Annotated in this window: 23 protein-coding genes; 12 read left to right on the top strand and 11 right to left on the bottom strand. The window is 61.5% G+C overall.

Going from position 1 to position 21,172, the window contains the following annotated elements; all coding sequences use genetic code 11:
- Positions 1–13 precede the first annotated feature (13 nt).
- The gene (locus AC1Q61_RS23575) at positions 14–1,225 is read right to left on the bottom strand and encodes an insoluble domain protein (RefSeq protein WP_475845851.1); all 1,212 of its coding nucleotides are present in this window, start codon (positions 1,223–1,225) and stop codon (positions 14–16) included.
- 83 nt (positions 1,226–1,308) lie between these two features.
- Positions 1,309–1,455, bottom strand: coding sequence for a hypothetical protein (locus AC1Q61_RS23570; RefSeq protein WP_192804736.1), 147 nt, complete (start codon positions 1,453–1,455; stop codon positions 1,309–1,311).
- An 825-nt stretch (positions 1,456–2,280) separates the two neighbouring features.
- Here AC1Q61_RS23570 and AC1Q61_RS23565 point away from each other — a divergent pair.
- The 3 genes from AC1Q61_RS23565 (at position 2,281) to AC1Q61_RS23555 (ending at position 4,713) form a co-directional block, all read left to right on the top strand.
- The gene (locus tag AC1Q61_RS23565) at positions 2,281–2,775 is read left to right on the top strand and encodes a helix-turn-helix domain-containing protein (protein WP_125461368.1); all 495 of its coding nucleotides are present in this window, start codon (positions 2,281–2,283) and stop codon (positions 2,773–2,775) included.
- A gap of 149 nt (positions 2,776–2,924) precedes the next feature.
- Positions 2,925–3,170: a hypothetical protein gene (locus AC1Q61_RS23560; RefSeq protein ID WP_206029854.1), complete on the top strand. Its 246-nt coding sequence runs from the start codon at positions 2,925–2,927 to the stop codon at positions 3,168–3,170.
- Between the two features lie 982 nt (positions 3,171–4,152).
- Complete coding sequence (locus AC1Q61_RS23555) at positions 4,153–4,713, top strand: hypothetical protein (protein WP_475845849.1); 561 nt, start codon at positions 4,153–4,155, stop codon at positions 4,711–4,713.
- Between the two features lie 10 nt (positions 4,714–4,723).
- Here the strand turns inward: AC1Q61_RS23555 and AC1Q61_RS23550 are convergent, their stop codons facing one another.
- Positions 4,724–5,713 carry a GAF domain-containing protein gene (locus AC1Q61_RS23550; RefSeq protein ID WP_475845847.1) on the bottom strand — a complete coding sequence of 330 codons (990 nt, stop codon included), beginning with the start codon at positions 5,711–5,713 and terminating at the stop codon, positions 4,724–4,726.
- Positions 5,714–5,822: 109 nt separating this feature from the next.
- Positions 5,823–7,262 carry a cytochrome P450 gene (locus AC1Q61_RS23545; protein ID WP_475845845.1) on the bottom strand — a complete coding sequence of 480 codons (1,440 nt, stop codon included), beginning with the start codon at positions 7,260–7,262 and terminating at the stop codon, positions 5,823–5,825.
- A 520-nt stretch (positions 7,263–7,782) separates the two neighbouring features.
- On the opposite strand from AC1Q61_RS23545, the gene AC1Q61_RS23540 reads away from it, so the two are divergent.
- The 5 genes from AC1Q61_RS23540 to AC1Q61_RS23520 all read left to right on the top strand — a co-directional run bounded on the left by AC1Q61_RS23540 (position 7,783) and on the right by AC1Q61_RS23520 (position 11,233).
- The gene (locus AC1Q61_RS23540) at positions 7,783–8,373 is read left to right on the top strand and encodes an AAA family ATPase (protein WP_003941234.1); all 591 of its coding nucleotides are present in this window, start codon (positions 7,783–7,785) and stop codon (positions 8,371–8,373) included.
- On the top strand, positions 8,370–8,618 hold the full coding sequence (locus AC1Q61_RS23535; RefSeq protein WP_019749798.1) for a plasmid partition protein ParG: 249 nt from the start codon (positions 8,370–8,372) through the stop codon (positions 8,616–8,618). Before AC1Q61_RS23540 ends, AC1Q61_RS23535 begins: the two co-directional genes overlap by 4 nt.
- A gap of 96 nt (positions 8,619–8,714) precedes the next feature.
- Positions 8,715–9,809, top strand: coding sequence for a DUF2637 domain-containing protein (locus AC1Q61_RS23530; RefSeq protein ID WP_475845843.1), 1,095 nt, complete (start codon positions 8,715–8,717; stop codon positions 9,807–9,809).
- 81 nt (positions 9,810–9,890) lie between these two features.
- A complete protein-coding gene (locus AC1Q61_RS23525; protein WP_042950619.1) occupies positions 9,891–10,553 on the top strand; it encodes a TetR family transcriptional regulator in 663 nt (220 codons plus the stop codon).
- Complete coding sequence (locus tag AC1Q61_RS23520; RefSeq protein WP_042950608.1) at positions 10,550–11,233, top strand: TetR family transcriptional regulator; 684 nt, start codon at positions 10,550–10,552, stop codon at positions 11,231–11,233. Before AC1Q61_RS23525 ends, AC1Q61_RS23520 begins: the two co-directional genes overlap by 4 nt.
- A gap of 116 nt (positions 11,234–11,349) precedes the next feature.
- Here the strand turns inward: AC1Q61_RS23520 and AC1Q61_RS23515 are convergent, their stop codons facing one another.
- From AC1Q61_RS23515 to AC1Q61_RS23500, 4 genes are all read right to left on the bottom strand, one after another.
- Entirely contained in the window at positions 11,350–11,802 is a 453-nt protein-coding gene (locus AC1Q61_RS23515) for a MarR family winged helix-turn-helix transcriptional regulator (RefSeq protein ID WP_192804732.1), read from the bottom strand.
- A gap of 108 nt (positions 11,803–11,910) precedes the next feature.
- On the bottom strand, positions 11,911–12,717 hold the full coding sequence (locus AC1Q61_RS23510; RefSeq protein WP_151531864.1) for a thioesterase family protein: 807 nt from the start codon (positions 12,715–12,717) through the stop codon (positions 11,911–11,913).
- A gap of 39 nt (positions 12,718–12,756) precedes the next feature.
- Positions 12,757–13,944 (bottom strand): acyl-CoA dehydrogenase family protein, encoded by a 1,188-nt coding sequence (locus AC1Q61_RS23505; protein ID WP_475845840.1) that lies wholly within the window; start codon positions 13,942–13,944, stop codon positions 12,757–12,759.
- Positions 13,945–13,997: 53 nt separating this feature from the next.
- Positions 13,998–15,263: a styrene monooxygenase/indole monooxygenase family protein gene (locus AC1Q61_RS23500; protein ID WP_475845839.1), complete on the bottom strand. Its 1,266-nt coding sequence runs from the start codon at positions 15,261–15,263 to the stop codon at positions 13,998–14,000.
- A 311-nt stretch (positions 15,264–15,574) separates the two neighbouring features.
- Here AC1Q61_RS23500 and AC1Q61_RS23495 point away from each other — a divergent pair, with 311 nt between their 5' ends.
- Positions 15,575–16,489: a VOC family protein gene (locus AC1Q61_RS23495; RefSeq protein ID WP_135000178.1), complete on the top strand. Its 915-nt coding sequence runs from the start codon at positions 15,575–15,577 to the stop codon at positions 16,487–16,489.
- A 398-nt stretch (positions 16,490–16,887) separates the two neighbouring features.
- Here AC1Q61_RS23495 and AC1Q61_RS23490 read toward each other — a convergent pair whose 3' ends face one another.
- Positions 16,888–17,484, bottom strand: a complete 597-nt coding sequence (locus AC1Q61_RS23490) for a recombinase family protein (protein WP_151531866.1) — start codon at positions 17,482–17,484, stop codon at positions 16,888–16,890.
- 386 nt (positions 17,485–17,870) lie between these two features.
- Between AC1Q61_RS23490 and AC1Q61_RS23485 the strand changes: the two genes are divergently transcribed.
- Together AC1Q61_RS23485 and AC1Q61_RS23480 are read left to right on the top strand one after the other, a co-directional pair.
- Complete coding sequence (locus AC1Q61_RS23485) at positions 17,871–18,488, top strand: class I SAM-dependent methyltransferase (RefSeq protein WP_006898208.1); 618 nt, start codon at positions 17,871–17,873, stop codon at positions 18,486–18,488.
- On the top strand, positions 18,485–18,832 hold the full coding sequence (locus tag AC1Q61_RS23480; protein ID WP_006898207.1) for a DsrE family protein: 348 nt from the start codon (positions 18,485–18,487) through the stop codon (positions 18,830–18,832). The genes AC1Q61_RS23485 and AC1Q61_RS23480 overlap by 4 nt, the downstream gene beginning before the upstream one ends.
- A gap of 37 nt (positions 18,833–18,869) precedes the next feature.
- Here AC1Q61_RS23480 and AC1Q61_RS23475 read toward each other — a convergent pair whose 3' ends face one another.
- Positions 18,870–19,742 carry a cytochrome c biogenesis CcdA family protein gene (locus AC1Q61_RS23475; protein ID WP_068575088.1) on the bottom strand — a complete coding sequence of 291 codons (873 nt, stop codon included), beginning with the start codon at positions 19,740–19,742 and terminating at the stop codon, positions 18,870–18,872.
- A 9-nt stretch (positions 19,743–19,751) separates the two neighbouring features.
- Positions 19,752–20,480 (bottom strand): DsbA family protein, encoded by a 729-nt coding sequence (locus tag AC1Q61_RS23470; protein WP_006898205.1) that lies wholly within the window; start codon positions 20,478–20,480, stop codon positions 19,752–19,754.
- Between the two features lie 104 nt (positions 20,481–20,584).
- On the opposite strand from AC1Q61_RS23470, the gene AC1Q61_RS23465 reads away from it, so the two are divergent.
- Entirely contained in the window at positions 20,585–21,097 is a 513-nt protein-coding gene (locus tag AC1Q61_RS23465; protein WP_006898204.1) for a hypothetical protein, read from the top strand.
- Positions 21,098–21,172: the final 75 nt, after the last annotated feature.

Raw genomic sequence — 21,172 nt, 5'->3', positions numbered from 1 at the left:
GCGGCGGTAGTGATTACGCGGGGGTCGCTCCAGCGGCAGCAGCGCCGAGGGCTTGGCCGATCAGATCGGCGGTAGGTCCGAAGGCGTAATTCGCTTCGACGGCCGCGTTGTCGAGTGCGGCGATGACCTGATCGCCACCGGGCTGAGCGAGGACGGTTTCACGTGCAGTAGTGAGCTGCGCGTTGACGTTCTCGGTGATCTGCGGAACGGACGCCACAGCATCGGTGACGACCTGCGCGACTTGCGGGGCCTGCGCCGCCAGCGCGTCACTGGTCTGCGAGGTGATCGCAGGTGCGTCCGGCTCAGGAAGGTTCGGCACGTCGATGTGGCGAGGCTCGGCATCGGTGTCACCGGCACCGATTGCTCCCGCCGTCAATCCGCCCACCACAGCGCCGCCCACGGCACTGGGAATCCCGAGAAGCAATCCACCTGCACCGGCACCGATCGCGGTGCCGACGACGCCTGTCGTCGCTTCCGGCAGTGGCGGCGGAAGCGGAACCAGACCGCCCATACCGGCCCCGATCAAACCGCCCACTGTGCCGCCACCCAATGCGCCCACTGTGAACCCTGCGGTTCCGGCAGCCAAGGCACCTGCTGCGGCTCCGCCGAAGGTTGCAGCCGAGACACGCTGTGAACGATCGACGTCGACGCCGACACTGGACCAGAATGTCGCGAACTGTGAAACACCGACAGATGCAGTGTTATTGGTGCGTTCGAGATACTCGTCGGACATCCAATTGGGCTTCGGCCCGACGTAATCACCCAGCTGCAACATCTGGGGCGGTGCTTCGATCGGAGCGATGATTTCGACTTCGGTCGGGAGATGGAGTGCCCCCACGTCGATCGGGTCACCGTAATACGCCGGCGCTACATAGTTCCCGCTGCTATCCCCTGCATTGTTCGGGGACGACTGCTGCGTCGACGGCGAAGGCTTCCACTGAATGTTGTCGTACTCAGCCGGAGGCGGAGTCCAGTACGAACGATCGGACGTCGGTGCAGGAACCTCAGGGGCAGTAGTAATACCCGGCTGCTCCGACGCAGGCGGAGGCGTCGTAATGCCCGGCTGCGACGGAGCGGTGATGCCCGGCTGGGTCGGCGCTGCGATCGCAACTCCGGCATTGACGAAGGCGGCTCCGACCATCGCCGCCAACGTCACGGCTGCGACCGCACCCGTCGACGGTGACCGATGACGACCACCGGACCGTGGTTTCTTGAACTGCTTCATGACATCCCTTCAATCGTGTTGTTTTGCAAACACTTAGGTGGATTCGTGGATGGGCCGGCCGCGAGAGTTGTGATCTCGGGCCATTAATCCCGGTAGGACGTACCGGGAAGCTGATGCGCGGCAGAGATCACGCCGTCGGCCGCGAAGCGTTTGAAGAAGCTGGACGTGGTCGGGAGTTGGGTGTGTCCGAGTGGGCACCGGTGGAAGAAGCCGGGAATCGGAAGGCTCACACAACCGCTGCTCGGACTGCGCCCCATGCAGTGGACGACGTTGGCGAATAGAGGAATGCAGCGTGCACGAAAAGGTGCACCCACCCGCTTCCCGGGCAGGGGAAGCGGGGTGGGTGCGTTACGGTCCACGTCGCCGGACAGCGCATGGTGAGGCGCTGGGCGAATGGCCGAGTCTGGTTTCGTAGCAAGGCATTCGGAAGCTCCACGGTCACCCAGAGCTAAACCAGGAGACTCGGGAGTTGCTGGGGTTAACCCAGGGCGGTAGCTGATTTGCGCAGGACCAATACCCACGGCGGCCTCCAGGCGCTGGTTGCGGTTTCAACCAGATCGCCTAGGCTTGGTGCCCTGCGGTCTGGACGCCCATGTGCGTGCTGCACCGTGGGCTGAAAGGGACCCCGGGGGCGGAGAGCGACGCCAATCACAAATCCGTCTCTGGGGCTTTTTGCATGACAAGGACCGGCCCGATTCGTATCTGGCCGGTATTCGTCGTTCAGTCGAGTGTCACGAGCAGGTCGAATGCCGCTCTGTGTGAGAAAAATAGTCAAGATGCCTGCCCCTGCCCGGGAGAAAGTGGGCACGCCTGAATAGGGCTGTGCCACTTGCGTGGTGCTGCATCTGGAACCGACCTCGACAAGATCCAGGAAACCCCCGGGTGGGAGCGCGCTCGAAGCGTATGGCAAACCGGCTGGTTTGTGCAACTTATACACGCGCCTTCACCTCGATCCTCGCTACGCTCACTGACGCTCCGGGCTAGCATTGCTGTCAACAATAACACGCAACGATGACGCGGGCTAGTGGCGGGTACCACTCCAGGGAGGCGCAAGAATGAGCGAGCAAGCAGGCGATCTGACCCCAGGAGTTGATGAAGTGCCACGGAGTGGAGTGCGCGGCTTTCGGGCCGACAGGCTCCGTGAGTTGCGTGTCAAAGCGGGGCTGACGCCAGACGATTTGTCTGTTCGACTAGGGTCCAGCCGTCAATCCGTTTCCCATTGGGAGACGGGGCGTTCCACGCCAGCTCCCCCGGTGCTCAAGCAGATTGCACAGGAACTCGACGTGTCGATCAGTGTGTTGGTTCCGATTCCGGACAACAGATTGCGCATGGGCGACCTTCGGGTGCGTGCCGGCCTAACTCAAATCCAAGCTGCCGAACGTCTCGGGATCTCGCCCACCTCTCTTGCCGAGATCGAAAAGGGCATGAAACCGGTGAATGACCAGCGTGTCTCCGCGATTGCGGAGCTTTACAACGTCGAGACGGCGCAGGTGGTCGAAGTTTGGGAGCGTGGCCGTGAGACACGCGAGACACGCGCAAGATCTAAGTAATAAATCACGCAACAAAATCACGCTCTCGCGGCATTAATTCGGTGATCTAACATTCAGTGCGGCGTGTCACGCGAACGAAACCGCCAACTTGGCGCAAGATGGCGGTGAACCTGGCGCACGTTCAGGCGCAGGATCGAAAGGAGAGGCATATGCCTAACCCAAGTAAAGGCAATCGCACTCGCGTGTCGACACGCCTTCCTGTGGACGTGGCCCAGGCGCTCGAAGAGCTTCGGGCCAAGACGGGTGTCAGTTCGGAGAGCCAACTCGTAGCCGATGTCTTGGCACTGGTAACTGGTCACTCTGAACTCGTGGTCGAGCTTGACCAGGGAATCCTGTTCGATCTTGGACTCGATCAAAAGCTGCACCGTGAGGAGGTTCTGCCGCTGACTGCGTAGCGAAACCCCTTCTCCGGCAGGAGAATACGTGACAATTTCACACGCTTTGCAGTAGCACGAACCCCCTAGAAATCGAAAATCCCCCGGCGGGCAGGCCGAGGGTTTCGAAGTGGGTGAGAGGTTGAGCTGGTAACTCGCGCTCTCGGTGGTACTGCGCTTCCCCGAAGGGACAGTCTTGGAGGACTGGTCTCAGGGTACATCGCGCCCTGTTGCAGATTCAATAACTGATTTTTCGCGTGTCTTGGTGATGGAACACGCGCCCACATCCGAACAACGCCCGTACTGCGGGAGCAGCCCCACGCGTCGCCGGTACGGCACAGCCCGCGCACCCCGCACAGTCCGCGGGCACGTACGCGGGCATCAGTGCCAATCGCTCACGCCGATGTTCATCAAGGCCCTTGGCGGGCCGAAAGAAGCGTGCCGGCGGTACTGCCAGATGCGGCTCGACCTCGGCGACGGCGCATACAACGGCATCCCCATTTGGCAGGGCGCTCAGCACTGGGTGGAAATCGCTGTCCGCGAGGCATATACGGCCGAATACAAAAACATTCGCCCCGCCCTGGTCAAGACGACAGGCGGCGGAATCAGCCTCAAGACTCTCCTAGCTGTCGCCACAGTCATGGCGTCAGTCGCTGAGTTCGACACTGGCCGTGAATCACGTTTGTCTCTCGATAAGACCATCGAACGCACGGGCAAGGGTGAGAGAACCGTGCAGCGTGCCCGCCAGGCCCTGAAACTGCTCAGAGTGGCCACCGAGGTCTTCCGTGGACGGCTTCGTAGGAAGAAGGGTGAACGACAGGGTTCATACCGGGTGGGCGACAAGGGCCGAGGATGGGCCTCAGTCTGGGCACTTCACCCGCGTAAGCCTGTGGATAAAACCCGTGTCTACGTGGACGGATCTATAAAGATGGCACCCCATCCCCGTAGGGGTCATCTTTTATCTCTTCCCTCTCGTAGAGAGGTTCTTAATACAAAACGATCTGTGAATAAACGAGCCGCTCCGCGGCGCAAGGAGTCCAAGGCCGAGGTCGAGAAGGTCGAAGCCATCCGGAAGGGCCTGTTGCTTGCATCCAAGTGGCTCAGCAATTCGCGAACGCCGGTCTGGGCGCGTCGGCACACCCCCCGAGGGTGGGCATCGGCACTGACCGAACTAGCCGCGCACGGTTGGACGGCAGCGGATCTGAACGACACGATCGACGCCTGGGCGAACGCCCAGAACACGGTTCCGACCCCGAAACACCCCATCGCATTCATCCGTTGGCTCATGAAGCAGCAGGATCTGGCCTTCGCGCCGCATGTTCTCGCTCAGATCGCCGCTGACCAGGAGAAAGCTGAACGTGAACGCCAGTCTGCGGCGTTCGAGCTGGAGCGAGAACGCTACGCATGGGCCGCGCCCGAGGACTCCCCCGGCCGCCAAGCAGCGCGTTTCGTTGCTCGTCGAGCAGCCGACACGGCTCGCCGCCGCAAAGTGGATACCACAGCTCGTGAGAACGCCGCGCAGCCTGTGTGGATCACGCATTTGCGCGACCTCGGACCGCAGTGAGCAGCCGCGATCAGCTTTCAGTGAGCGGAGAAATCTGCACGATCGCCAAACGCTCGGTCAAAGGTCCTGGGTACGGGCTGATCCGCAAGGTCGAAGGACGCCAATCATCATTTTCAGTCCGAAGACGGGCCACGACGTGGACCGGATCGGTCGAGCCCAGATTGAACTTGTCCTGTGCCGAAGACAACAGATGTCGATCGTCAGCGTGGATGACCTGGTTCGCGCCAGGTATGTCGCGCCACTTCACCCACGGCGCTGGTTCGGGCAACCACAACGCCAACACTGCGGTCTGTGTGCAGAACACGGCCGTGTAGATGCCCGAATCCTTCACGCTCTCCTGCAACCCCAACTCAGCGAGTGTCGGCCGGCGCGGCGGCGTCGTATCGGTCACGTCGTGCCAGAGCAACCGCAACCCGCGCTCGCCTTCCTCCACACACCCCCGCGCCCACATATGCCAACGCATCACGCGGCCGTCCGCGTGCAGGACGCTCATATCGGCGTCGAAGGTCTGATCGTCGACCGGATTGAGGCCGGCCGCGAGCATGGCCTCCGAATCGTCGAATTTGATCGCCTTCGCGTAATACTCCGCAGGCGTGCGCTCCGGAACGTGATCCTCCGGCTTAACTCCCGACATCAGCGCAGCTTCGAGGGTTTGCGCGATGACGAAACGCTCGAGCAGCCAGGAGAACCCGGAAACGATTCGCGGCGGGGTCGGTGTGACGTCGGGGTCGCCGATCCACAGCTGAACAGCGTGAACCTTGCCTGTCGGGCCGACAACAGGAAGGCATTCGATTCGGTAGCTCCGCTTGTCGCGGGCGCTGTCGAGGGCCGGCAGGACGATTTTGGTTCCGCTGCTCCGAACCTGCTCGATGATCGGGTCGATTCGCACGTCCGCGCTCGGCGAGAGCCGTTTGGTAGTTGCCCAGTTCTTGACGTTGCCACCGACGCTGACGACGGTCGGACTCTTCCCCAGCGTTTCGATCAAATGCCACTCGTTCACAGACACCTCGCTTACCGCTGCCACCCGCCCCCGCGGGAGCTGCCCCACCCGGGAAGACCCGGACAATTACGGCAACTCGGCAGACTACCGGCCAGTAGCGTACTCGGCGTTACAGACGTTGCAAGGAGAGCTCGAGCCCGACTGGCTTGAGCGTCAGCGCTTCTCGGACGTCCAACTTATATTCCGGATCCGATTGAAAGCTGTAGCGCTGCAATATGGTTGCCAACGACAGGACCGCTTCGTGCAAAGCGAACTGCCGACCGATGCAGGACCTTGGTCCTGTTCCGAACGGACGGTAGGCGTGAGCTGGGCGTTTCTTCACATTCTCCGGCTTGAAGCGGTCCGGGTCGAAGGAATCCGGATTCTCACCCCAGACCGGGTCGCGGTGCAGCTGTGGGAGGAGGACGAATACCCATGATCCCTTCGGCATCGCGTAGCGACCACCCAGGGTCGTGTCGGTACGGACTTTGCGGAAGTATCCCGGAGCGCTCGGCCACAGGCGCAGCGTCTCGTCGACGACTCGGCGTAGGTACCGCATTCGGGCTACGTCTTCAAAGGCCGGTGTTTCACCACCAGTGATGTCCGCGACCTCCGCACGAGCAGCGTCAGCGATCTCAGGATGCCGAGACAAGAAGTACAGCGCGAAGGCGATAGCGCCGGCGGTTGTCTCGTTGCCAGCGACGAGAAACGTCAGGACCTGGTTCCGAATGTTCACCGGGTCCAGCTTCTCGCCCGTCTCGTCGTCGATGTTGTTGAGCATCAGGTCGAGCAGATCGTCCTGATGCTCCCCCGGCTTTGCCTGACGCTCAGTGATTACGTCGTCGACGACCGTCCGAACAAACGCGATGTCCTTCTCGTATTGCAGGTCAGCGCCGTTTCCGCGCAACTTCCGAAGGAATGGAATGTCGTTAGAGGTGCGGTTTACGTGCTCGAGAACCCTCGACATCGCACCGACGAACGGGTGCTCATCGCCATCGAACGACGCGAAGTCATAGCCGAAGCCAGCCAGGCCGATCACGTCCAAAGCGAGCTTGTTCGCATCAGCGGTGGCATCGATTTTTCCGTCGGCGGCCGCCGCCGCATCCCACGCTGCCGTGAGTCCGTCCAAAGCTCGCAGCATCGACGGGTGGTACTTACGCAACGCTGCCTGGCTGAACCCGGCGTTGAGGATGTTGTGCGCCTTCTGCCAGTTGGGTTCGGAGTTGAAAGCGGTGAAAAGGCCGTCCTCCGCGACTGCCCGCAGCTTTCGGATCGGCAGACCCACCGATTTCGCCCACAATGCCTCGTTGTTGACCTCGGCGACCAGCTCCACCCCGGAGACCACGGTCAGTCGGTGATTGATGATCTTGCGCTCGAAGATCGGCCCCAGCCTCGAAGCCATGACCATTTCCTTCTGGACAGGCTTCACCGAGTCGACGCTGAGCAAGTCCCCCAACACAGGCAGCCGCCAGGACGGCGACGGAATCGACTCGAACTCAAGGACTGGTTTGACCGCGACCTCGCTGGTGGGTGTCTCACTGCTCGGATACGGGCACTTGTCGGAAGACATGGTGGACAGTCTTGCATCAGTTCCGGACTGGATGCCGACTCGACGCAAAATGTGCGATGGAACGCAAAGCCGCCATCCAGGATGGAGCAGCGCGCCAAGAACCATGCAAACCAGCGCTACTTGCGCAGACAAGCGGAAGTCGAACGTGCCGTTGTTCCCCCTCATCTTCACTTCCCCACTGCTCTACGGAACCTTCTGAGCTGGCATTTTGCATGATTTCCGAGCCCCGGAACCAGCTATACAGTTTTACGGCTAAGAGGAAAAATGTTTTACGGCAAACCTGGAAACTGTAAAACCGTATAGACGGCTACCCGGCAAAACGGTATGCTGTCTATACGGATAGACGGGAAACCGGATGCCTGGGAAACTGGCTAAGTGCGTATACGGCTAACTGGCAAGCTGGGAAGCTGTTTTACAGGTAACTGTTTTTACAGCTTTCCGGCAAACCGGGAACTGTAAAACCGGCAAACTGGGAACTGTAAAACCGGCAAACTGTAAACAAGCGAAAGGGCCCTTCTCGATGATCATCAGTCTCGTCAACACCAAAGGCGGAACGGCCAAGACGACGAGCGCGATCTACCTTGCACTCGCGTTTCATAATCGGGGGAGGAAGGTTGTCGTCCTCGACTTGGATAAACAGGGTTCAGCAACTGACTGGGCTGACCGCGCCACAGAGGCCGGAGATCCACTCCCGTTCCCAGTGCATGTCGTGAACATGAAACGGCTGGTGAAGTACGCCACCGATGGCGATGACCAGGTAGTAATCATCGACACCCCGCCCGGTGACGGGCAAGTTATCGACGCTGCAATCGGGGCGTCCAACTTCGTCATAATGCCCACGGCGGCTACAGGACTCGACACCGCCAGAGTCTGGGAGACGCTGCCCTCGGTGCAGGGCCGCCTTCCCTACGGAATCCTCATTACCTCCGCACGTCTCGGAACGAACCTGCTTGAAGATGCCAAGGCAGCGTTCGACAGCAACGACGCAGCCCGATTCGACACCGTCATCCCCATGCGCGAGCGCATCCGGTCAACATTCGGTACTACCCCCAAGCACGACGAAGGGTATTCCGACGTCGTCGACGAGATCACAGAGGCGCTGACAGCATGAGCATCCCCAAGGCAAAGACGACACCGACGCTCGGGCCCCGCAAGTCCGCGCCACCGATCGCGACGCCCTCAGTGACGTCCAGCTTCGTCGAACCGGACGCAGACCGCACGAAACTCACCGTCCAGATCGACGCTGAATTGCACCGACGCTTCAAAGCTGCTGTTGCAGGAAGCGGCAAGAAGATGCGCGACGTGGTCGAGGAAATGATCGAGCAGTGGACCGACGCGAACAGTGGTCGCTCATAACTCGGTGACGCTGTTGCGCAAAACCAAAGGGAGCCTCGCCGGTTGCACCCGACGAGGCTCCAGACCGGGAAACCCCTGGAAGGAAGAAACCCAGTCATGACCGACTTTAGCCTTCGGGCAGCTCGTATTCAGCTAGGCGCATTGCTCGCCGCACTGGCACTCGCGATCGTCATTGCGCTCGGTATCACCACCGGCGCATTCGTACTTTCCTTCGCCGTGCAACGCGACCTCGCACGGCAAGCACTGATCCCCGAACACCTGACTTGGATCTTCCCGGCGATTGTCGACAGCGCCATCCTCGGCGCCACGATCGCCATCGTCATCATCAGCAAGCTCAACATGAACAAGCGCGACCGAGGCTTCTACATTGCACTCGCAGTCAGCGTTGTTGTGATCAGCATTCTCGGAAACGCGTACCACGCCTATCACGCAGCAATCGCTGCACAGGAGTCGATCGATGGTGGGGGAGACCTTGGGTTCGTTCCACTGGCGCCCGCTATTGCAGCGGCCATTGCGATCATTCCGCCGGCTCTGGTCTTGGCGTTCACGCACGGAATCACGATCTTGGTGAAGGCAGTCGGAATGGCCTACGCCGCCTACCGTGCGATCGTCGAAAACGCCACCGAGAGTGAGGATGCAAAGACTGCTGCATCTGATCTGACCGCCGCCTGGGGGCCGATCCGAAACCCTCGCCTCCGCGATCGGGTTGCCCAAAATATCGCGGAACAACTAGAAGCGGAACGCAACGAGGCCACCGCAACGGCGGAGGCGCAGACCGACCCGCACGAAATTATTGCGGACTTTGCGGAGCCGTTTTCCGTGGACGAAACGATGAACGACCTGGACGAGATCCTCGACTCCCAAGACTCCGCTACGGAGTTCCCAGACCGCCGCGCCGCCGAAGAAGCACAGGCCGACACGGATGCCGACATAGACGACCTCATGGCTTTCATCGCCCGGTCGAATCTCGCGAAGAACGTCAAAGACACAGCGGTCCGCAAGCTGACAAACCCGAACCTCACGTGGGAGACCATCGCTCTGGAATCGAAGCCGCCTGTCGCGACATCGACCGCATGGCGCCGGTACGAGAAATTCGATTCCGCAGCCCGAGAAGCAGGATTCGACAGCCCACCATTGCCCGACCTGCGAGCCGCCGAGAACCCGATGCGCAGCGAACTCACCACCGTTTGACCCACACCCACCAATAAATGGGTGGCCCCGACAGTGCTGTAACACCGTCAGGGCCGATGACCACAGAAAGCACCTGTGACCATGAACAATCATACCGACCGCTCCGAAGGCATCGACCACGGCAAAACCGGCCGACCACCTATGCAGCCACGAGCGAAAATCACCCGAGAAGCGATCCTCGAGGTGTCCGCCACCCTGTTCAGCCAAACCGGGTACGCGGGCACCAGCATCAATGACATCCTGGCGATCTCCGAGACCACCAAAGGAGCGATGTACTTCCACTTCTCGAAGAAAGAATCCATCGCCCGAGAAATGCTGCATCGCTGGGAGAACGTCGTCTCGGAGACAGTGGGGAAGGCCGCAGCGACAGGGCAACCCGCTGACCGGCAAGTGGTGATGATCTACCGGGACCTCGCCCGCCGCACCCAAACAGAAGCGATCACCCGCGCCGGACTCATCCTGTCCGTCGACAAGTCGCTCAGTGATGCGTGCGCCACCTACGAATCGTGGACCGACGTGATCACACCGATCGTCGTCGACGCGATTCGTTCCGGCGCCCTCGAATGCGCGGAAAGCATGTCTCGGCTCGCAGACACTCTCTGCGCCGGATTCGTCGGCGCTGTACAGGTTGCCGCTAGCCTCGACGAGAACCACACCATCACCAGACGAGTCGACGATCTTCTGCTGATGTGGCGCGGAACCGACCCGGCCGCCGTCCGCATGGTCGAAGGAGCATCCCTGTGAACAGCCCCAACGAACCGGCACACACCCCGGAAAGCCCGGAAAGCACTGCCACCAAGAGAACCCGCCCCCACATCGGCCGCGCTCCCGGTAGTAAGAACTCGGCAATGCAGGACCGCGCAGTGCGAACACGCGAAGCGATCATCTCCGTCGCAGCCCAGCATTTCGACTCCGACGGATACGGTCACACCAGCATGAACACCATCATCGGAACCGGAAAATTCGCCAAAGGCGCGATGTACTACCACTTCCCATCCAAAGAAGCGATCGCCGAATACCTCATCTCGGACTGGAACCACATCCTCGCCGAAACCATCAGCGAAGCACTGGCGGCCGGTCCGAGCAGCACGGCAGGGGAGAAGCTGACAGCGATCTTTAGGTCGCTCGCACAGCGCATCGGCGAAGACACCAACCTGCGGGCCGGCATGAAACTCACCCTCGAACCCACCATCAACAACGCGGCCGGCTTCGCGCACTGGATCGACGCCATCAGCGACATCATCGAAACCGCCATCACCGAAGGCGAACTCACCGACACTCCCACCACACACCGACTCGCATGGAACCTGTGCGCCGGCACCGTCGGAGCCGCCAACGCATCAGCCGCCCTCCGAGTAGACGTCGACCTCGCAACCCGCATCGAAGACACCGTCACCGCCCATCTGAAATCCACCACCGCGTGAAGCACGACGGAAAACTGCCACCAGACGCTGCGATACTCGAAAGCAATCGGAGTGAGCTGCACAACCACAGCGTCACCAGGGGAAGAAGACGAAGAAGACACCATGAGTCGAACCCATTAGTCGGCAGCGGAAGCTGCTGCGTCGTAAAGGCTTGTAGCAATTCGATCGAGGTTATCCCGGTCCTTCGCACTCAGTGCCGAGAACGTATCGGCTTCGACGTGATCGAGCACTCGGTCACTTTCGGCGAGGATCTCTCGTCCAAGATCGGTGATCGTGACGATTTGTCGTCGTCTGTCCTTCGGATCACGTTCGCGGACGATATGTCCGTTGTTCTGCAGTCCGTCGAGGTAGGCGACGATGTCTCCTTGGTCGAGGACGACTCGTTGTGCGAGTTCTTTCTGGTGACACGGTCCAAGTTCCTCGAGTGTGCTCAAGATTGCGTGCTGGTTCGGCAAGAGACCTACTCCCGCGAGTGCTTCGGCATAGATCTGCCTAACCCGGAGAGCAGCGCGAATGAACACGAATCCTGGTCGGCGTGACAATCGGGGTGCGTACTCGGGCGAACTCATGACCCAATTGTAGGGCACCCTAATGTTTACGGTTGCCAATGATATTCGCTCGGCCGGCATCGGTGGCGTGCCCGAAAGGACCCGCCACCGATGCAGATCGACAGCGGCCTAGGCGCCGAGGTTGATCGTGCGCTGTTCGTTGGCGATCGCGCTGACGGTGCACGTGCCGATTGGTCCTTCTCTGTCGAACAAGACCGCGGACCCGACAGCGATACCGGATGCGCTGACGTGGTTGTCGGCCTCGACGCCCATCTCCCGACCGACAGGCTGGCGAGCCAAAACCAGGGTGAGGTCCGCGTTGATGAAGCTCAGCCCCCGAGTTCCCCAGTTCGTCACCAAACTGGTTGCTTCGCCGACAATGGCTGCAGCTACGAAGGGCGATGGTGTCTCCCCCCTGACAGCGGCGATCTGCTGGGACCACATACGTTTGCGGCTCGCCCCTTGGTGTTCATGGATGGCTACCGACCATCCATCAGGGTGCTCGTCACTGCCGAACAGCGGGACCTTGATGGCCTGTTCGAGGGCTGGCAGATCGACCGGGGGCGGCTGTGGGACCGACGAACGACCCCATAGTTGCCCGGCCGGTTGCACCGAGGGACGAAGGAACACCGCAGTGGCCCGGGCGATCACCACACCATTGTGGAGTACAGCGGCGTCGGCGACACGGATGCGGTTGCCATCACGGATACGCGTGGTCTCAATGGTCAGCGGTTCTGCAGGAATCGGCTGGCACAGATCGACAGTCAGTCGAGAGGGGACAAGGTGTTCTGCTCCGTGGTCGTTCTCGAGTGCGCGGGCGATGACCCCGCACGTTGCCGGCCCGTTGATGAACTTCGGGGACCAATGACTTCGCGCCAGTTCCGTCGGGACCAGTCCATCAGGGGTATTGGTGAAGAAGGCGTGATCTTCGCTCATATCGTTTCTCCAGTCGTCGATGGGGCGGGCATGGGCGTGTCAGAAGTCGAGGCCGTCGGTGACGCCGAGGGCACGCCGTCCCCAAGCGGAGATGCTGCGCTCGTAGTCGAACATCGCGTGCTGCGCGACCCCGTGGATGTCGCGCCAATGGCGTTGGATCGAACTGCCGGTGGACAGTGAACTTGCTCCCGATGCCAGGAATACGTCTTCGACCGCCTCGACTGCTTGACGGACCGCGAACGAGAAGTCGCGACGGTTGCGTACGCGAATAAATCCGAGGTCGGTGCCAGCGTCGACCTGTTCGGTGACCGCATCCATCGCGCGGTAGATCAGCAAGCGTGCTGCGTCGAGGCGTGCGGTAGCCTCCCCGATTTTGAAGTGGGAGATCGGCTGCTCGACGATCGGCGCACCTGTGTAGGCGTTGCGACGTTTGATGGTTCGATCGACCCAAGCATCGAGTGCACCGCGGGCGACGCCGAGGGCCGGGGCCGCGAGGTACGCCGGCCAGGTCGCGTCGAGTGGGGCCCGGTACATGGGGTTGGTGTGGAACTTTCCGCCCGGCGTCGTCCCAGCTTGCTGATCCGAAAAGTTCAGCAATCGATGTTCCGGCACGAAAACGTTCTCCAGTCGCACGCCGCTGGTACCGGTTCCGCGCAGCGCGGCGGTGTGCCAGTCGTCGAGGATTTCGTAATCTCCCTTCGGCACCAGCAGCGAAATCATCGACGGAGCACCATCCTCGTCGGAGCGGGGAGGAAGGACTGCATTGACGACGATCCAGTCCGCATGGTGTACGCCGGACAGGAAGGTCCACTTTCCTTCGGTGATGTGGACGCCCCCGTCGACCCAACTGGGTGACGGGCCGCCGACCGCTGAGGTGCAGGCGACTGCATCGGGATTCGAGCCCCATACGTCGTGTTGAGCTTGCAGGCTGAACAGCGAGAGGTTCCAGTTGTGGCTGATGTAGACGCCGGCGGTCCACGCGGTAGCGCCGCAGGCTCGACCCAACTCTTCGACAACCTCGACGTGGGTGGTCAGCGGAAGCTCGGAGCCTCCCCAGTGCATCGGCTGGGAGATTCGCAGGAGGCCGCTGTCGAGTAGGTCGGCCATCGTCTCATCAGGAAGATGGCGCAGTTCCTCGGTCTTCTCGGCGCGCTCGGCGAGTAGCGGAGCTAGGTCTTGTGCTCGCGCGACGGCATCGGCAGAGGTGATGGTAGTTGCAGTGGTCATCGTTGGTCCCGATCGTCTAGTGGTGATTGGCTGGTATGGGGATGGCAAGCAGCTCAGGCGCTCTTGGGTCTACTGGCGCGGGCAATAGCGTCGATGTACTGGTAGGCGCCGACCGGATCGAGGATCCAGCTGGCGGCATCACGCGGATCGTTCATGCACTCGGCGAATCGCCGGCCGATCTCCGGGAACTCTGCAGCTGCGACGTGCAGTTGTCGAGCGTGATCGGGGGTGGGGCTGAGGAACTGGTTGGTGAAGTCAGTGGCCGGCTCTGCATAGGACCAGAACTCATCGAAGGCCGTCTGCATGAACTCCTCGTCGAATTTGCCGATGTGCCGGGTGATCGCCCGCAGGTAGATATCGGCGCATTTGGTGGCGTTGTTGGCTCCTTGAGCGGTGATCGGATCGTTGATTACCGTCACATCGGCCATTCCCAGAACCACTGATCCCGAGGGCAGGGTGGCAACAGGCCGACGGACTGTGGGCGTCAAACGACCAACGAGGGTTGCGTTCTCGTCGATCAACGAGACCCTGCGGGCACGGACGGACTCCGAGGGAAAGTACTTCGCCAGCACTGCTTGCGCTCGGGTCAGGAGCTCCGTGCCGTCGGCAGCGCCGTTCCAGATATCCATGGGGCCACCAAGATTGGCTTCGAACAGCATGATGTCGCAGGGCCCGGTCTCCGCGAGAGCGGGGTAGGTGAGGTACTCGCCCACACCCGGTACGACATTGAACTCGACCAGCGCATCCCCGTCGGGCCGTTCGAGGCCAGAGACATAGAGCATCGCCAACGAGCGCTGCGGACTGGTGAACGGAGAACGTGATGTGTCCCGCTCGAACAGCTGGGCAATCTCCCCTTTGCCAGCTGCCACGATCACGAGATCGCTTTCCTGGCAATACTGTTCGAGACTAGCGACCGAAGCGGTATCGATGACAAGCTGACCGCCGCGACGCTCGAACTCCTCCATCCAGGTCGACATCTTCAAGCGCTGGTCCACCGATCGGGCCGGCCGCGCGAACCGAGCGGACCACTGGTTGAACAGTGCCGGGGGTTCCGTCGGCGCGAAGGCGGACACGCTCATCCCAGCGATCTTGGGGCATTCCTCGTCCCAGAGGCTCAGTCCGAAGGAACGCTCGATCCGGTTGGCCATGTCGAACATGCACTGACTCGACGTCACCCGGCCGTTTCTGATCTGATCCGGGGAGCGGTCCGAGACGATCGTGACTGTATAGCCGTACTGGAGCAGTCCGATACCCAGCGTCAGGCCAGCCTGTCCGGCGCCGACGATGGTGACAGCCCCTCGAAGCGAATTGTGTCGCACGTTGCGCACTCCTTTTGTGTCTGCGTCCCTGCGAAACAGGGCCTAGTCGAATACGAACTGCAGGTAGACGCCTGCAGGCGGAGCGAAGACTGAACAGCAGCGGTTCCGTTCCGTCGAAACCGGAACGCACTCCCGTGCACCGCAGACATTAACTGGCTGTGCCAATTATTGGCAAGGCTTTTTATTAATTCATGGCATTGCCAATAATTGGGTCATGCGTGTAGCTTCGGTTGAGTTGGAACACGGACGTTGGCGGAAGAACCTGTCGAATCGACATCCGCCAGATCGTCCCGATAGAAGGGGAGAGCGTGATGATTCAGGAACTGTCATACATCGGTATCGGCTCGCCACGCGCTGAAGAATGGCGCAGCTACGGCACCCAACTCCTGGGTGCGATGCTCGCACCGGACGGGCCCGACGGAGCCGTCCGTCTGGCCATCGACGACGTCAACTACCGCATCGCCGTCCACCCGGCAGCTGAGGACGAATTCCTCTACGCCGGTTGGGGCGTCGCTAACGAAACCGATCTGCACACGTTCGTCGCACATCTCGAATCCCGGGGCGTGACAGTGCACTGGGGCGACGAACAATTGCTACGTGAACGCGAAGTCGCAGAACTGGCATGGTTCGAGGATCCGTGGGGGACCCGGCACGAACTGAGCTGGGGAAAGGCTGCGACCCCATTGTCCTTCTCGACCGGACGCACCATGAGGGGCGGATTCGTCACGGGCGACCAGGGACTCGGCCATATCGTCTTCCAGGTTCCGAACATCGAGAAGGCGAACGAGTTTTATGTCGACATCCTCGGATTTCGATTGTCGGATCGCATCATCACCAAGTACGCCAATGTGCGCTTTTACCACATCAACGGACGTCACCACTCACTTGCTTTATCGGAATTCCCTGGCCATGTGGGCTTCAATCACCTCATGCTCGAGGTCGAGCATCTGGACGACCTCGGTCGTTTGATCGATCTCCTCGGCAAGCACGATGTCGACATCATGCAATCCCTCGGTCGCCACACCAATGACCTGATGACGTCTGTCTACATCGGAAGTCCCTCGGGCTTGCAGATCGAGTACGGGTACGGAGGGCTGACCGTCGACGACCTCAGCTGGGTGGCACGCACATACACCCGCCCCAGCTACTGGGGACACAAGCACTCCGAGGCCGCGAAGACCCAGCTGCCCGGTATCGTCAAACCACTGGTTCCCGCCGAAGTCTGACCAATCCGGCCGAAACCAACAATCGGAGTTCGCTCTCAAGTCCCACAGTCGGGGATTGTGATAGTGCGGCGCGAACAATGGGGCCGAGTCATGAACGAGATTCAATCCGGCGTCGCCAATATGAAAGGCAAGCGATGTGACGGACATGAGAACCTCCGCTGACGGCGAATCCCGTCCCTATGACTTGTCGGTGTTGACTCTCCCGAGCCAGCGCCTCAACCACATCGAGAATCAAACGGGTTGAGGCGCTGGCCCTTCCGTGGCAGAGGTGTCACGCGGACACGGTTTTTTGGCGCGAAAGTCGACTTTCTGGGCATTTGACTTTCGGAGGTATTTGGAACGGATAACGCGACGAGATCCGTCGAGCGATGACGCGACGGAGTGACTTCCGGCTAGTTTCAGAGTTCCGGGAGCATTCCAGCTTCCCGCTCGGTACGCGCCAACTCGATATTCGCGTACAGTGCCGAACGCTTCAAACCTGTATTCCTGCAAAGTGTTTCGATCTTGAACTGCCCGGTCTCGTACGTTTGCAGCAGGTACGCACGCTCTTCCGGCGTGAGTTTGTGCTGACGGCCCTTCATCTTGCCAGCCGCCGCAGCCGCCGCAACAGCATCCCGAGTCCTTGACCGGATCAGGTCCGATTCGAATTCGGCCATCAGCCCGAGGACGCCGATGAACATTTTTCCCATCGGATCTGATGGGTCGTAGATCTTCCCGTCGATCGACAAGGCAACACCCTTGTCTGCCAGTCGCCCCACCGTCTCGTGAAGGTCCTTCGCGGACCGGGAGAGCCGATCGAGTTTGGTCACGCAGAAGATGTCGCCTTCGCGGGCAGCGTTGATCGCGTTGTCGAGTCCGGGTCGCCGGGTCTGCCGGCCGCTGATTCCGTGATCGACGTAGACCCGGTCGCGGTCGACTCCCTCCTTGGCGAGAAGCTCGACCTGAATCGACGAATCCTGTGCCGCCGTACTCACACGGGCGTAGCCGATCTTCATTCCCGCTCCCGATCTTCGCCGTTCACGACGTCCCGGACACAAACTGTCCACTAGAAACTATGCCATACCGGACAGATCCAACGGACACCTATACCGGACAAGATCGCGAGAATTTCGCCACGTCAATTGTCAGTTTCAGAAGAGAGCAGCACGATTTCGAGAGTTCACTGCACTGATGCGGTTAAACGTACTCTGTCAGAGTCCAAGTTCAGGACATTCGATTCCGGGCTCGTACACTGCGATGGTTTTGTGCGCGGACCTTTTTCTACCCTCAGGTCCGACATAGTCACGGTCATTTCAGAAATTGCGCACCATCCAATTACCCCTGGGGGTACTCTGGCGGATTCGAGTACTACCCGGCCCGTGTTTTGGAGGAATGTGCGTAGATGGATTCATCTGAGTGGGATGCGCGTTACAGCAGCGTCGAGCATCCGTGGGGCTCGGCCCCGGCGGCTGCCCTGTCTGCGCGGTTCGCGGAGCTGACGCCGGGCCGGGCGATCGACCTGGGCTGCGGAGACGGCCGCCACGCTCGATGGTTGGCCGACGCGGGCTGGACAGTGCGCGCTGTCGACTTTTCTTCTGTGGCAATCGAATTGGCACGCAGCGGCGGCGAGGATCGGGCGATCGACTACACCGTCGCCGACGCCCGGACCTGGGAACCATCCGAACCGGTGGATCTGGTGGCCATCGGCTTCCTGCATCTACCGGTCGACGAGTTGGTCGCCGTCATTGCCGGTGCAGCGAGTTGGCTCGCACCGAGCGGACGGTTGCTGTATCTCGGCCATGCGCTCGAGAACTTCACTCACGGCGTCGGGGGCCCACCCGATCCGTCGATCCTGCCCGCCATCGACGACCTCGCCCGCGCCGCGAGCGGACTGCAGGTCCGCGAACTGGGACACCTGGTCCGCCCGGTCGGCGAGGGTCGGGCCATCGATGTCCTTCTCCACGCACAGCCCTGGGGCACCGCAGCTCACCGCGATCTGAAGAACGGAACCTTCACGTGACCGATCATCCCACTCCCCTGCGCGTGGTGTTCGCGGTGAACACCACACCCACCGCCGTGGTGCGAGCGATCCACAACCTTCTCGATGCTGCGACAGAGCCGGTGACGATCGAAGTCGTGTGCTTCGGACCGGGCCTCGATGCGGCCTTGCGCTGTTCGGATATCTCCCTGGAGATGCGGGCGTTGATCGACTCTGCCTCCATCACGGTGAAAGCATGCCGCAACAGTCTGGAGGGCAGAGGGCTCGGTGACGACGATCTGCTGATGGGTGTCGAAATGGTTCCCGCTGCAGTGCTCCATCTCGCTCGACGTCAGCGAGATGGATGGTCACAGCTCTACACCTGACGTCACATCCCCGCTCCAGTGTCGTAGGCACACCGTCTCAGAGAGTTCGGTCCTCGCGTTCACCGAGCTCGGAGGACTCGGCTGCGGTGTCGCGGTCTCGACCACGGACGATGCGCACCGTCAGGACTGCGATGATCACCAGCACTGCGATCAGGAGCACTGCGGTGTTCGGTACCGCGTCGGCCACGTCGCTGATCCAGACCTGCAGCGAGTACTGACTGTCGACCCCCATGACGCCGCCGAGGTTCGCTGTGCCCTCCGTGAGCAGGAACAGCACTCCGATACCGATGAAAAGCACCCCCGATATCAGAGACGTCGTGTGCGTTTTCAGCGGTCCTATGCTGATTTCCTTGCCGCGCAGCCACGTTCGTGATCCGAGCGAGAATCGGTCCCAGACCAGCGCCAGCACGAACAGGGGTATCACCATCCCCGCTGCGTAGAGTGCCATGAGCACTCCGCCGTATACGGCCTGACCGCCGGCGACGGCAACGGTCAGGACCGCGCCGAGCAGGGGTCCCGAGCAGAACCCTGCGAGCCCGTAGACCGCGCCGAGGGCGAACACCGATCCGGTGGAGGAGACGTCGATGCGCGCGGCTGCTCTCTGAGCGGACCCCAGCGCGAAGCCGCGACCGACGATGATCATCACTCCGAGGGCGATGATGACCACGCCGCCGATCATCGTGGTGACCTCGCGATACCGGGTGATCGCCGAGCCGATGGCCCCGACTCCAGCACCGAGGGGCACCAAGACCGCTGCCAGCCCGAGGTAGAAGATCCCGGTGCGGCCGGCGAGCTTGCCGGCCCCGTCGAAGGCGTACGCGAAGAAGGAAGGAAGTAGCAGGGCCGAGCATGGACTGAGAAGTGCCAGCAGCCCGCCGAGAAATGCTCCGAGAAGTCCGATCTGCGACATCGTGCCGCCCTACGCGCCGGCTGCCGCGTCGATCAGATCGACGAATTCCGAGAACGGTTGCGCGCCCAGAACCGGATCTCCGTTGACCGAGAACGCCGGAGTGGCCGGGATACCCAGCGACTGCGCTTCGGTGGAGTCGGCGGTGATCGCGGCGTCGAATGCGGTGCCGGTGGCGTCGGCGGTGAACCGAGCCATATCCGGTACCCCGGCCTGTTGCGCGTAGCTCTGCAGCGACTCCAGTGTCAGGTCTGCGTGACCGGTTTCGGGAGCATCGGCGTAGACGGCGCGGGTGAACTCCCAGAACTTGCCCTGGGCGGCGGCGGCGCGTCCGGCCCGGGCGGCGTCGAACGATTGTTGCCCGAAAATGGGTAGGTCTCGCCATTCGATGCGCAGGGTGCCGGTGTCGACGTATCGGTCGATCAGCTGCGGCTCGGTGTCCCGGCTGAATTGGGCGCAGAACGGACACCGGAAGTCCGAGAAGGCGATCATCACCACCGGGGCGTCGACGTCGCCGAGGGCCATCGGATCATCGGGCTCGCGGTGCGCCAGATCGCCGAGCGGTCCCATCACCGGCGGTCCGCTCGCGCTGCTCGACCCGGCGTCCGGTGCCGCCTCCGACTGCTCGTCGCCACCGGTCGTTCCGAGTACGAGAGCTCCCACGAGCACGGCCGCCACCACGACGGCGATGGCCAGGAGCACGATGTCGCGGCGGCGAGTGGAGCGAGATGTCGAAGTCATGCAATACCTTTCGGCAGTCGGATACTGGCAGCGATACCCATCTGGGTATAGCCTCACAGTGTCACCCTACTCACACAACTACACCTCGTAGGAGATCCCAGCCGATGACAGAGCCCGCCACCTCCGACCGTCTCGACGTCGATGCTGCCGGCCGTTCCGGTGACGGGGTGATCGCCGAGTCCGATCGTTTCCGGGGTTGGGGGGCGCGGGTACTGCGCGGCACAGTCGCCGGTGTGGTCACGGTGTTGGTGGTGGGCATTCCCACCGACATCATCGACACGCCGGTCTTCGGCCGTGAGGTGCCGGTGCGGGCGTGGGAGCTTCCGGTTCTGCTGGCCACGGCCCTGTTGACCGCACTGTGGTTCGGGATCGACAAACCCGCGCAGGTCGAGCGGACCGGCACACCCGCCGCTCTCGGTGTGGTCCTGACTTTCTTCGCCGTCGGGTGTCCGGTGTGCAACAAGCTGGTACTTCTTGCGCTCGGCACCTCGGGTGCACTGGGGTTGTGGGCACCGATACAACCCATCCTTGCCGGGGTGTCCCTGGCAATGCTGACAGCAGCGGTGATCGTGCGATGGCGCAAACGCGACTGCACCTCCGCGTCCTGCGCAGCATGACCGGGCGACGCCTGCTCACCCGTGCACCGACCATCGGGTGACCGGCACCCGAACCGATCGAAAGGAACCGAACGA

Source organism: Rhodococcus sp. MPR-R1B (assembly GCF_058793255.1).
Note: the sequence above shows the minus strand (reverse complement) of the source record. Positions and strands in the feature narration are given on the sequence as shown.